This window comes from Thiocapsa sp. (assembly GCF_011390875.1).
In the GTDB taxonomy this organism is placed as follows: domain Bacteria; phylum Pseudomonadota; class Gammaproteobacteria; order Chromatiales; family Chromatiaceae; genus Thiocapsa.
The window spans coordinates 1-11852 of the sequence record NZ_JAABRP010000163.1 but is presented as its reverse complement, the minus strand read 5'-3'; the positions used below and the strand labels follow the sequence as shown (position 1 = coordinate 11852).

Genomic DNA, 11852 nt, shown 5'->3' with positions numbered 1-11852 from the left:
CACCACCGGCGACAGGACGTCCGGCGACCGCGCACTAGAGCGGGAAACGGCCCACGTCGGCGAAGGTAAGGGTGCTCTGCGAGTCAGCGAACAGGGATGACGGGGGCGGCACACCCGCATGATGAAGGGCTGAACGATCTCCCATGCCACTGCGCATTGATCGCGCAGGGCACGCAAGGCTTCTCGTCGGCTGTGGCTTTGCATGTCCTTAGCCTCCCGGATCGGGCGGTTCCAATGCTTCGTCAAAAAATTGTTCCGCTCTATCTGCGTCCGGTCAACATCCGATTGCTGACCTTGCCCACGCTGCAGTCAGGGACCGCTTTGGGTCGAGTGACTGCGCCTCGGGCTGAGGTGGTCGGTGACAGGTTTTGGGACAACTGAGTCGCTCAACGAGCGAACCGCAAGCGGCGGCAATGCGTCCAGAACGGCCGCCCGGGACCAAACATCGGGCGGCAGATCTAGGTCGAGCATAGATCCGCCCAGCACCTCTCGGCCGGTGCCGCAGCGCGGAAAGATCGGCGGAGGTTAGATGAACGAAGCACGAGCGATCGGCATCGCCCGGTTCGCAGACACCGATCCGTCGTACGATTCCGCATCATCGCGCTCGCGGGCCAAGGCCGAAGGCTCGTCCCGAGGTCATTGGTCGGACCCGATATAGCGCTCCAGCACGGTTTGCCACGCCTCGCCGCGGGTGATGTCCAGCAGGGCACGATTGATGGGCTCGCGCAGCGGGCTGGGCTGAGGCAAGGCGATGCCGTAGTCCTGCCGTTGCAGAATCCGGGGCAGCACGCGCAGGGATTCCTCGTGATCCCTGGCGATCAGGAAGCGTAGGATCGGCGCGTCGTACAGCACCGCGTCCGCATCGCCGGCGGCGAGGCGGCTCAGCGCCTGCTCCAAGGACGGGGCGCTCTTGTGCCGAACCCGGTAGCGCGTCAGGAAATCCGCGCTGGTGCTGTCGGCAACCGTGACCACGCGGGTGCCGTACAGGTCGTTCAGGCCGCGGATCGGGTGCCGCAGCTCGCCGACCGTCAGCGCGGTGGCGATGGCGGCGGTGAAGCCGGAGACCATGATCACGCTGGCGAACATCCAGACGAGCGCGATCCCGCGACCGAGGGCCGTGATCGGCGTCTTGTCGCCGTAGCCGACGGTTGTCATCGTGACCGCGGACCACCAGAGACCGGAGCCGATCCCTCGCGCCAAGCCGCCGTGAAAGTGGGCGTTTCGGCGGCGCTCGGCCAGCCAGATCAGCACTCCGATCAATGTCAGCAGCCCGAGCAGGGCTGCCACGCTGTGCAGGAAGCGACCGGAGAAGAGGCGCTGCAGGGTCGCCACGAAGTCACCCTCGGGGTGCTGCACGACCGCGATGCCGAGCCCCGAGGTGTAGAAGGGTTGGGTGAAGTCCACCCGCTCCTCGCGCGCGCCGGTGATGGTTAGCGCCGCGGCGACGGCATCGAACTCGCCCGCGGCCACGGCGTCCACCATCCGGCTTAGATCCAGTTCCACCAGCCGGTAGTCCAGGTTCAGCCGCTCGGCGATCTGCGCCCACAGATCGATGGCGATGCCGCTCCAGCTCCCGTCGGTGTCCCGCATCGCGAACGGCGGGACCTGGCGGGTGCCGATGACCAGCGGCGCCCGGCCGGCCCCGACGGCTTCCGGCTCCGTTTCCGGTTGCGCGCGCACCAGCCCGGAGGCCGCCAGGCAGGTCACCAACAGCAGGGCGGTCAGCAGCGGGTGCATGCCCCGACGGGCATCGATGAGAGCCGCCGCATGCGTGTCGGCGTTGGAGCTGAACCGCGTCCGGAGCGGTATGCGTCGTCTCTTTATTGGACCTGCCTCGGCCGGACCCTGGAGCGTTCGAGATGACGCGGTTCAGGATCGTGGAAAAACGCCGTCGACCTGCGTCTGTGCCGAGGTGCACTCACCGTCGGACTCATCCGGAGCTCAGCAGGTTGTTCAGGGCGTGGTTGAAGGCGATTGCCGCGTATTTTCACACGCTTTCTGCCCGCTGTCCTCGCGCAGATACAGTGTCTGACTCGGGAACGCGATACTCAGCCCGTTGGACGCGAAGGCGACGGTCAGACCGCCGATACCGAGCGAGGCCGGCAGGGCGCGGATGTCGAAGCCGAAGCGCTGCAAGAGGAAGAGCGCAGCAATCGTTCGGATGCCTTGGCGGCCGCTGCCCGGGATGTTCGGTGGTCGGCTCATGAGTCGCTCCCTATCGCGGATTTGACAACGCCCGAGGCGCGGGCTGGATTGTGCGGCATCATCGGATATCACGACTGACCATTTCGCGCCAAACGGGCACGACAGCCATGTCGGGTAGGATGGTCATCGAGCAGACTTATCCGATAGACTCGGAGCCAGCAATCGGCGAGGCTCGCCAACCATTGCCGTCGCAGAGGTGTCAGACACCATGGCCATCGAAATCCCGCTTCCGCTGACCGTGGTGTTCGCCATCATGGTGCTGTTGGTCGGCCGTTGGCTGATCGGGCGTATCGATTTTCTGGCCCGTTACAGCATCCCCGATCCGGTGGTCGGCGGGCTGATTGTCGCCGTGATGCTGACGGCCGTGCGGGTCGGCACCGGTGCCGAATTGTCCTTCGACATGGGACTGCAATCGCCGCTGCTGCTGATCTTCTTCTCGACCGTCGGGCTCGGCGCCGATGTGCGTACGCTGGGGCAGGGCGGTCGCAAGCTGCTGTTGCTGTTGGGCGCAGTCGTGGTCGCGCTGGTGCTGCAGAACGTCGTCGGCGTGGCCATCGCGATCGGGCTCGATCTCAACCCACTAATGGGCATCCTCGGCGGCTCGGCGACACTGGCGGGCGGGCACGGCACCGGCGCCGCCTACGGGCAGGTCTTCGGCGAGGTGAACGGTCTGCAGGGCGCCGTCGAGGTGGCCATGGCCTGCGCGACCTTCGGGCTGATCCTGGGCGGTGTTCTCGGCGGACCGGTTGCGCAATGGCTGATCCGCCGGCACCGGCTGCAACCTGGGGTTCAGGCACCGGGTCTGCTCGGTCCCGGCGAGGTCCCTCGGGACGAGCGCCGCGCCTTGAGCCCGGAATCGCTGATCGAGACCATCCTGATCCTGATGTTTTGCATGGGGGTCGGCACACTGCTGGCCGAGCATCTGGTCATCCCCGGCATCACCTTGCCCACCTTCGTCTGGTGCCTGCTGGTGGGGATCGTCCTGCGCAATGCCCTGAGTCTGAGCGGGTTGTACCGCATCGACGGCCCCACCATCGAGCTCATGGGGACCGTCAGCCTGTCGCTGTTTCTGGCCATGGCGCTGATGTCGCTGCGCTTATGGGAGCTGGTCAACCTGGCCCTGCCGATCCTGATCATCCTGCTCGCCCAGGCCTTGCTCGCGGTGCTCCTGGTGGTGTTTCTGACCTTCAATGTCATGGGGCGCAACTATGACGCCGCCGTGATTGCCGCCGGTCAGTGCGGTTTCCAGCTCGGCGCGACGCCCACCGCGATCGCCAACATGCAGGCCGTGACCAGTCGCCACGGGTTGTCGCCGATGGCCTTCCTCCTGGTGCCCATCATCGGCGCCTTCTTGATCGACATCTGCAACGCACTGGTCATTCAGGGCTTCCTGGCGCTGCCCTGGTTCGGGTTCTGACCATGCCGACATCAAGCCGCATCCTCGTTGCTCTCGGCGCCGTCCTGCTGGCGCTGCTCCTGGTCGGTTGTGCGGAGGGGCCGGATGAGTCCGGCGTCACCCAGGTGGTGCAGGAGCGTCTGACCCGGGCCCTGGGTGCCGACGCCATGGAGATCACCAGCCTGCGACGTCTCGGCAGCGGCCCGCTAGACCCCGGCGCGGACGGACGTCAACGCCGCATCGTCTACTACAACGCCGTGCTGACCTTTGGTCGCGATTTGGATTTCTCGTCCTGGGACACGCTCAACGTTGCCGCCTTCAGCACTCTGCTCGGTGCCACCGAGCGCGGCATCGAGGGACTCGCACAGGACGGCAACCGTGCCGGCGACCGAGTCTATGTCCGCGGCAGCGTCAGCTTCGAACGCGGTGCCGAGGGTTGGATGCCGGTCGATGTCTTCCGCCCGGAGGTCGGTGTCGCCACTGCAGGCCCAGCCGGCGCTGCGGAGTCGCGCCGCATCATCGAGCAAATCAACGCCCTGCTGGCGAATGCCGGCGACCATTCCCTCGAGCGCGAGCGCATCATCACCGAGGTGCTCGACAGCGCCTACACCGACATTACGCTGCGGCTCGACCGGCTGGATCGGGCCCTGATCATCGCCGGCGGCTCGCCGGACGGCGAGTACGCTCGCGTGGCGCAGTTGCTTGCCGCCGAGCTGATCGCCGAGGGGACACTCTCGAACGCCGTGCAGAGCCGCGGCAGCAAGGAAAATCTGGAGCTGCTGCGTGACGGGAAGGTGGACATCGTGCTGGTGCAGAACAACGTCGCGGCCCGGGCAATGCTCGGCGGCGAGCCGTTCGCCGCGTTTGGCCCACAGTATGACCTGCAGGCCCTGGCCAGCCTGTTTCCGGAGCCGCTGCACCTCGTCGTCGCGGCCGACTCGCCCATCGGCAGCGTGCAGGAGCTGGTCGGCAAGCGGGTGGATATCGGCAACCCCGGTTCCGGTTCTTATCTGAATGCCGTCGCGTTGCTCGCCGCGGCCGGCATCGATCCGGCCGAGCTCGGCGCCGTCTACGAGACCGGTCTTGCCGGCGGGCTGGAATTGCTCGACAAGGGCGAGGCCGACGCCGTCATCGCCACCATCGGCGCCCCGGCCCGCGCGCTCCAGCAGGCAGCCGCTCTAGGCCGTGTTCGGCTGCTGCCGCTCGGCCCCGAGCTGCGTGACCTGCTGACGCGAGAAGGTACAGGCTATGTCCCCATCGAGCTGCCCGCGTCCACGTATCCAGGTCAACGTGAGTCGGTGCCCACCGTCGCCGTGACCGCCCTGCTCGCGAGCGGCGAGGCCTTGCCGAAGGCCGACGTCGATCGTGTGCTCACGGCACTGTTCGACCGCATCGACTTCCTGCGTGCCGGCAGCGCAGCCGGCTCGCTCATCACACGGGCCAGCGCCCGGATCGGACTGACCATTCCGCTGCATCCGGCGGCGATCGACTACTACGAGCGCTTGTCGCAGTCGCCGCCGCGATCGCCATCACCGGAAACGACCCGTCCGGGGTCCTAAAGGTGATTCACCCAGACACGCTGCAGGACCACGAACAAGAACGCCGTCGCGCAGCCGAATTTGCAGCGGACCTGATAGCAGGTACGCCTCGAAGGTGTTCGGTGGACTTCGCTCGCGCTCGTCCACCTCACGGCCGGTATTCTGAACAACGCCCGTTCGTCGGTCAGGTGTGCTCGATCTGCACCCGCAACGGTTTGATGGTGTCGAGATGCAGATCGCGCTGCGGGAAGGCGATGCCGATGGCCAACACCAGGCGCGTGGTCTGGTCCGACAGCGACCAATTGAGCAGACGTCCGGTGATGAACTCCTTGTTCGGTACCAGCAGCTCCTTGCCGTCCCAGTTGCGGATGGTGGTGGCGCGGATCTTGATCTTGGTGACCACGCCGTCGGTGTCGCCGACGGTGACGGCATCGCCGACGCTGAGCGCCGCCGCCAACCATTGCACTTGCGACCAGCGCGCGCCCAGGGTGCTGAGCACCAACAACAGGCCGACGGCGACCACGACATAGGTCGTCAACGTGGTCAGGGTATAGCGGCCGGCAGCCGTCATATGAAAGCGTTGCAGCAATACGATTTCCAACAACGCCGGGAGGCGATCCGCCAGCACCCAGGTGCCGACGGCATAAAGCAACGCCAGGCCGAGGCTCCCGAGCGTGATGGGCAGTGACTGCTCCGTGCCGTCGACGGTGACCGTCCCATGCCACAAAATCACATCGTCGAAGATGTGCAGCGCCGGTAGTGCGCTGGACCAGATCAGGTAAAGGCCGACGATGGCCGCGGTGAGGATGAGGATGCGGATCAACCCGCGTGTCTCATCGCTCAGGGCGGTAATGTCCACCTCCTCCTCCTCGAACTGCAGCTCGCCCATCTCGCCGAGCGCCTCATGCTCCGCGGCTTCCGCACGCTCGGCACGTCGGCGTTCCATGGCGGCATCGTAGGCGAGACGCCTTCTGGTGACCTGTAGCCAACGCAAGGCGAGTGCGTTGCTCAGCATCAGGGCAGCCAGGAACCAGAGCGTCAGCAAGAACAGATCGGAAAAGGCGGTGGCCGTGTAGACGTAACCGGTCCACGCCAACGCGATCAATGCCAAGGGAGCGCCGACGATCAGCGGATACCAGATGGGGTAGGTGCGGAAGATCATCGGGTATCGGTTGCGCCGCCGTCGACCTTGCAGCTGCCAGCCCGTGACCGCCGAGAGCAGGGGCAGCGGTGCCGCGAGCAGCAGGGTCAGACCCAATACCCGCCAGGTATAGCTCATGCGGTCGGTGGTGGGTTTCCCGATCCGAGGTGTGAGCGATTCGGTCGCTGAGATGATTGCTCGGCGTCGCCAGAGCAGGGCGCCGGCGCCGATCACGGTCAGCCAGAAGGGGGGACTGCCCGCGAGCTGTTGGCCGATCAGGCGCGGCAAGCCCGGCAGGTCCGCTGCCGTGAGCCGAGCGCCGAGCTCGTTCGGCATCGCGCGGATGTCTTCGAGTCGGATCGGTTTGGCGTTGCGCAACCAGGAGAGCATAGGCCGACGTCAACCAGGCGGCCCACAGGATGCAGGCGGTCACGAGAAGGAGACGGGTTCGCATACTCTTCGGCCTTCTGGGAGCTAAACCGTGTCCCCGCCGAGGTTCGGGATGCACCGAGAAATGGGCTCACCCCGAGCTCGGCATCGCGCTTCGGATGAGCGTTAGCAGTTATACACGCCGACCGCGCAACGCCGCACGGTGCGGCGTCCCACCCCGGCAACGCTCACGGGTGTGAGCGGGCGCCCGACGATGGCTTCGGCACTCGGGATGAGGCTGTGAAAACCGGGGATTGCAAGCTGCTCGCCGAATTCAGATCCACCGATGGCGGCGAGCGCCGCAATCAGCATCACGGCAAATCGTTTCGATGCCTTCATTGCGCTTCTCCCATTTGGAAATGTTTCGGTAGTTCATCGGTACCCTCGAGATTCTTCAGGTCGACCTTCGTGGCATCCGTTGGGTTCGTGAAGCTGAAGTCCGTGGCCGCGACCGCGTCGCCGGTCTTCCAGTCCCTGATCTCGATGCTGTACTGCGGTTCACCGTTCATGAGCTTCGAGCTGATCACATATCGGCATGGGTAGGGGTGCTCCCCTTGAGCGATCCAGATCTGCCAGTCGACCTCTTTGGCGCGAAACGCGAGATAGTCGCATTCGACGCCACCGATCACGCCGCTGCCGAGATCCTTGACGTCGACGACATCCGCCATCAGCGCCTCGTAGGGGTTCGTCAACAGCAAGTCCGCCGCAGGGAGTGGCCGGTTGTGCTTGCGCAATTCATCGACCAGGTGGTCGACGGTACCCGGTACGTCTTCCTGCGCATAGATGTTCAGGTCCTTGCCCAGCAAGGTCAGCGTTTTGCCGTCGAAGGACATCTCGACGTTTGCGAATCCGCTGGAGCGCGTCGCCAGGATCTTGTCGGGGCGATCAAGCGTCACGGTACCGGACCCGGCAAGCGCGAGTTTCTGGTCATCCTTGGTGACGACCTCGAGGATGGCGTCGTAGTCGAAGGCGATGGCCTGCTGCGCCGTCAAGTAGTCCGACATGGCCTTGAGCAACCGCTTGGCGTCCGCCTCGTCGGCACTCGCCGTCATGGAGGTCCCCAGCAAGACCATGACGGACAGCGCCGCAGCAGGCAGGCTGCGCGGGGAGAGATTAAGGAACATGCGGGAGGTCGTCATTTAAGCGCACCTCTTCGAGCCGAGATTTCCCGTGGGCTGATCTTCAATGTCTATCTCCTGTTGGTGTGGACTGTCGGTGTGGAATGGATGACTGACCCTCTCAGCCGGCCTCGGTTCCGTCCGCACAGGCGCGGCCCGGGATGACCATGTCACGTGTCGCAACCTTGATGTGGATCGTGCCATCGGGCACCTCGACGCTCCGGTCGGGACGCTGATCAGGAAGGTCTGCGTCAGCGCGACGCTGGTGCGGCTACCGGCCGATTCGATCACCGGCATCCACAGGCTATACATCGGGAACAGGACGTGGCGCTTGCCCATGTCGGGATGCGAGAAGACCATCGGCTGCTTGCCCGGATCGAGCCATGCCAGCGAATAGAGCCTGTCGGCATTCGCTTGCTCGGCGCTTCCGTGCTCAGGGCTGCGGGCTCAGGGCTGGGATGGAACGTACACGTAGGCCGTCGGAACATTGGCCCCGACCACCTTGATGGCGTTGCTTGACCAGAAACTGCCGAGCGAGACGGTTTCTCCGGCGGGAAAGTCGCCGATCTTGACCTCGTTGCCGGTCACCTCGTAGGTGCCTGAGCCCGGCGGCATCTGGAAGGACACCTGGCATGGGCTGGAGTCGCAGTTTGCGGTGTCGCCGGGTTTGATCGTCACCTGCATGACGCCGGAGACCTGATCCCCGCTCGAGGCACAGGCAGTCAGTCCGGATAGTGCCAGGGCCGAGACCAGCCAACGGCCGTTGCGCGGACGGGCCCGCAGGTTTTGCAAGGATTGCGCTGTATTCATCGTCAGTGTCCTCAACGACGGTCGCCGCAGCGACGACGAATGTGTTCGAAATGGTCCGCGTGATAGCCTTGTATTTCCGAGGATTCTGCCAGGCTTCGTCGCCTCGGTCTGACCATTTCACGCCAATCTGCGGGGGCGTCCCCCTCCGATCCGACCACGGAGTCAGCGACTTGAGCATCCCACTCGTGCGGGCGCAGCATCTGATCCACTTCATCGCGGTGCTCCGAGACATCGGTGTGCCTGTCGAGCGGGAATTGGAGCGTTCGCGACTCCCCGTTTCGATCGAGCAAACGCCCGGTGACTATGTCAGCTTTCCGCGTGCCCTCGAATGGGTTTGGCGATCGAACCGCGACGTCGCGATCATGGATCTCGGATTCATCGCGGGCTGCGGTATGTCCATCGGAGCGCTCGATCCCGACACACGGCGCGCGGTGATCGCGGCTCCCACGGGATTGGCTCGAATCGCAGCCGTTGCCGACCACATCCATCGGGAAAACAGCGCTCAGAAGATCAGCACGCGTCGCGAAGGTGGTTACGTCCGAGTGGCTTTCGAGATCTGCGGGTTTCAGACCAATCCGTTCGTGGGGTTCGCCGAATGGCTGAACATCCAGGGGATCATCGCGATTATCCGCAGTGCCGCCGGAGCTGCCTGGTGTCCGGCCGAGATCACCTTCATCTCGCGCGTGCAGCCCTCGGACGCCGCGCTGGAGGCCTACGGAAGTACCCGCATCCTGACCGGCCAACCGTCTTGCTCGCTCCTGGTCGCGCAGATAGACCTCGCGCGAACCTGTATCGATCGCCAGGCACATCCACAGCCACAGCTTGAAGGCGCCGACGATCCGACGACCCCTACGCGAACGCCGTCCGGCTTGGGTGAAGCATGGGACTTCGTGACCGCCCTGCGCGCGATCATCCGACCCTACCTCCCTCAGGGATACCCGAATCTATCGCTGGTGGCCGAGATTGCCGGCATGAGCGAGCGCACCTTGCAGCGCAGGCTGGCTCAGTGTGGTCTGACCTATTCCCGGATCGTCGAAGAGGTGCGTTTTGACATTGCCTCCGACCTGCTGGCCGATCCCTCTCGCAACATCATCGACATCGCGCATGCCGCCGGCTACGGCAATGCGCCGCACTTTTCCAGGGCGTTCAGGCGGCTCACCGGAATGAGCCCCAGGGATTACCGCCGAGCCGGTCGTGTTTCGGCGTGACGAGTGCAGCACGGCAGATGTCTCGAGACCATTCGTTGTTGTCATCGATCATCGATACGACAACGAAAATGATCTCGGGCGGTTTCGGAATCTCTACACCGCTCCACGAGCGGAATCCTCGGTCGACAACTCCGCCTGCCGCAGTACGAGCTGGGTGGCGCCCTCAGCGAGATCCGGCGGATAGCCGTACTTCGCGAGCAGGCGCCGGACGTTGCGCCGCAGGGTGGCCCGGACCGATTCGCGCTGTGTCCAGTCGAGCTTCGGCATTCGACGCACCATCTCGGTCAGCTCGCGGGCCATCAGCCGCAGTGCGTCGCTTTGCATGACCTCGCGCGCCGAGGCGTTCTCTGCCAGCGCGTCGTAAAACGCGATCTCCTCCGTACTCAGCCCGAGCGCATCCCCCTGCCGTTGCGCCTCGCGCAGGTCCCGCGCCAGGTCGATCAGGCGGGCGATCATCTCCGCCGTCGTGATCGCCTTGTTGGTGTAGCGCAGCAGCGCGTCTTCCAGCGCCTCGCGGAATTTGCGGCTGCGCGCCAGGTTGCTGCGCTCGGTGCTGCGGATTTGATCGTTCAGGAGCTTACGCAGCGTCTCCAGGGCCAGGTTCTTCTGCTCCAAAGCCGCGACGCGCTCCAGGAACTCATCGCTCAGGATGTCCAGCCGCGCCTCGTCGAGGCCGGCCACAGCGAACAAGTCGATCACCTCGTCCGCATCCACTGCCCCCCCGATCACCTGCCGCACCGCGGCGTCGATGTCGCGCTGTCGCGCGCGGCTGTCCGGGCGATCGCCGTCGTCCGCCAGCCGCTTGCGGATCATCGCCGCCGCGCGCTGGAAGAAGGCCAGGTGCGGTGCGATCAGGTCGGTTTCCGGCCGCGGCACGGCGAGCGCGAAGGCCGTCGCGAGCTCCTTGACCAGGGTGCGAAAGCGCGTCCAGCCGTCGTCCTGTCCCAGCACATGATCGATGGCCGTCAAATACACCGGCAGCACATCGCGCGGCGCGGCGTCGAGCGCCCCGGCGTAGTCGCAGCCGTGGAAGAAATCGCGCAGCTTCTCGAAGGACGACTGCATCGCCGGCACCGCCTCGTCCTGCACCTGTCGCACGGCCTGCCCGGTGCCGCCGGCGCGGCTGTAAGTAGCGAGCGCATCGGCCAGTTGGTCGGCGAGCCCGAGCAGATCCACGATCAGCCCGCCCGGCTTGTCGCCCCAGACCCGGTTGACCCGCGCGATAGCCTGCATCAGGTTGTGTCCGGCCAGGGGCTTGTCGAGATAGAGCGTATGGGCCGGCGGGCAGTCGAAGCCGGTCAGCCACATGTCGCAGACGATGACCAGGCGCAGATCATCCGCCGGGGCCTTGAAGCGCTCGGCCAGGCGCTTGCGCGCGGCCTTGGTGCGGACATGGTCCCGCAATGGCTCCGGGTCATCTGCGCTTCCGGTGACGACCACCTTCAGCACGCGGATCTGCTCGTAGAGTCGCGCCGCGATGTCCCGGCTCATGGTCACGACCATCGCCTTGCCTTCCATCGCTGCGCGCCGCTTCTCCCAGTGCTCGACGATGAATGCGGCCAAGCGCTCCAAGCGCTCCGGTGCACCGACCAGCGATTCCAGCCGGACGCGGATGAGCTCATCGGCGTTGACGAGGTACTCCACCTCGTCCTCGGCCACCCGCGCGCCGTCCTCGTCTACCTTGAGCTTGACGATGCGCGACTCGTAATACAGCGGCCGGGTGGCGCCGGCCTCGACCGCCTGGCGGATGTCATAGACGTCCGCGTAATCGCCGAAGACATGGATGGTGTTCTTGTCGTCGCGCTCCAGCGGCGTGCCGGTGAAGCCGACGAAGGTCGCGTTCGGCAGCGCCTCGCGCATCCAGCGGGCACCGCCCTCGACGAAGCCGTATTGGCTGCCGTGCGCCTCGTCCGCCAGCACAACGATGTTGGCCCTGTCACTGACTGGATTGAACGCCGCGGTCTCTGGATTAAACGCGAAGGCGCCGAAGAGTCTTCTTCCTTGCAG

At 65.3% G+C, this 11852-nt stretch carries 10 protein-coding genes and 1 pseudogene; 3 read left to right on the top strand and 8 right to left on the bottom strand.

Going from position 1 to position 11852, the window contains the following annotated elements:
- Nucleotides 1–636: 636 nt before the first annotated feature.
- Both GPT33_RS13395 and GPT33_RS13390 read right to left on the bottom strand, forming a co-directional pair.
- Nucleotides 637–1737, bottom strand: a complete 1101-nt coding sequence (locus tag GPT33_RS13395) for a transporter substrate-binding domain-containing protein (protein WP_296809732.1) — start codon at nt 1735–1737, stop codon at nt 637–639.
- 216 nt (nt 1738–1953) lie between these two features.
- The gene (locus tag GPT33_RS13390; protein ID WP_296809731.1) at nt 1954–2205 is read right to left on the bottom strand and encodes a hypothetical protein; all 252 of its coding nucleotides are present in this window, start codon (nt 2203–2205) and stop codon (nt 1954–1956) included.
- Between the two features lie 208 nt (nt 2206–2413).
- Between GPT33_RS13390 and gltS the strand changes: the two genes are divergently transcribed.
- The gene (gene gltS / locus GPT33_RS13385) at nt 2414–3622 is read left to right on the top strand and encodes a sodium/glutamate symporter (RefSeq protein WP_296809730.1); all 1209 of its coding nucleotides are present in this window, start codon (nt 2414–2416) and stop codon (nt 3620–3622) included.
- 2 nt (nt 3623–3624) lie between these two features.
- Nucleotides 3625–5160 carry a TAXI family TRAP transporter solute-binding subunit gene (locus tag GPT33_RS13380; protein ID WP_296809728.1) on the top strand — a complete coding sequence of 512 codons (1536 nt, stop codon included), beginning with the start codon at nt 3625–3627 and terminating at the stop codon, nt 5158–5160.
- Nucleotides 5161–5323: 163 nt separating this feature from the next.
- On the opposite strand, the gene GPT33_RS13375 is transcribed toward GPT33_RS13380, so the two are convergent.
- The 5 genes and pseudogenes from GPT33_RS13375 to GPT33_RS13360 all read right to left on the bottom strand — a co-directional run bounded on the left by GPT33_RS13375 (nt 5324) and on the right by GPT33_RS13360 (nt 8637).
- Nucleotides 5324–6670 carry a mechanosensitive ion channel domain-containing protein gene (locus GPT33_RS13375; RefSeq protein ID WP_296809727.1) on the bottom strand — a complete coding sequence of 449 codons (1347 nt, stop codon included), beginning with the start codon at nt 6668–6670 and terminating at the stop codon, nt 5324–5326.
- Nucleotides 6671–6835: 165 nt separating this feature from the next.
- Nucleotides 6836–7048 (bottom strand): hypothetical protein, encoded by a 213-nt coding sequence (locus GPT33_RS13370; RefSeq protein ID WP_296809726.1) that lies wholly within the window; start codon nt 7046–7048, stop codon nt 6836–6838.
- Nucleotides 7045–7848, bottom strand: coding sequence for a DUF2092 domain-containing protein (locus GPT33_RS13365; RefSeq protein ID WP_296809724.1), 804 nt, complete (start codon nt 7846–7848; stop codon nt 7045–7047). Before GPT33_RS13365 ends, GPT33_RS13370 begins: the two co-directional genes overlap by 4 nt.
- Nucleotides 7849–8235: pseudogene (locus tag GPT33_RS18910) on the bottom strand (DUF1254 domain-containing protein); the annotation flags it as partial. It abuts the gene before it with no gap.
- A gap of 39 nt (nt 8236–8274) precedes the next feature.
- Nucleotides 8275–8637 (bottom strand): hypothetical protein, encoded by a 363-nt coding sequence (locus GPT33_RS13360; protein WP_296809722.1) that lies wholly within the window; start codon nt 8635–8637, stop codon nt 8275–8277.
- A 170-nt stretch (nt 8638–8807) separates the two neighbouring features.
- On the opposite strand from GPT33_RS13360, the gene GPT33_RS13355 reads away from it, so the two are divergent.
- Complete coding sequence (locus GPT33_RS13355) at nt 8808–9845, top strand: helix-turn-helix transcriptional regulator (protein WP_296809718.1); 1038 nt, start codon at nt 8808–8810, stop codon at nt 9843–9845.
- A 93-nt stretch (nt 9846–9938) separates the two neighbouring features.
- On the opposite strand, the gene GPT33_RS13350 is transcribed toward GPT33_RS13355, so the two are convergent.
- The coding region (locus GPT33_RS13350; RefSeq protein ID WP_296809716.1) for a type I restriction enzyme endonuclease domain-containing protein at nt 9939–11852 on the bottom strand (1914 nt) is incomplete at its 5' end.

Excerpts from the sequence above, each read along its gene's own strand:
- GPT33_RS13395 (WP_296809732.1), bottom strand. The coding sequence starts at position 1,737 with ATGCACCCGCTGCTGACCGCCCTGCTGTTGGTGACCTGCCTGGCGGCC.
- GPT33_RS13390 (WP_296809731.1), bottom strand. The coding sequence starts at position 2,205 with ATGAGCCGACCACCGAACATCCCGGGCAGCGGCCGCCAAGGCATCCGA.
- gltS (WP_296809730.1), top strand. The coding sequence starts at position 2,414 with ATGGCCATCGAAATCCCGCTTCCGCTGACCGTGGTGTTCGCCATCATG.
- GPT33_RS13380 (WP_296809728.1), top strand. The coding sequence starts at position 3,625 with ATGCCGACATCAAGCCGCATCCTCGTTGCTCTCGGCGCCGTCCTGCTG.
- GPT33_RS13375 (WP_296809727.1), bottom strand. The coding sequence starts at position 6,670 with ATGCTCTCCTGGTTGCGCAACGCCAAACCGATCCGACTCGAAGACATC.
- GPT33_RS13370 (WP_296809726.1), bottom strand. The coding sequence starts at position 7,048 with ATGAAGGCATCGAAACGATTTGCCGTGATGCTGATTGCGGCGCTCGCC.
- GPT33_RS13365 (WP_296809724.1), bottom strand. The coding sequence starts at position 7,848 with ATGACGACCTCCCGCATGTTCCTTAATCTCTCCCCGCGCAGCCTGCCT.
- GPT33_RS13360 (WP_296809722.1), bottom strand. The coding sequence starts at position 8,637 with ATGAATACAGCGCAATCCTTGCAAAACCTGCGGGCCCGTCCGCGCAAC.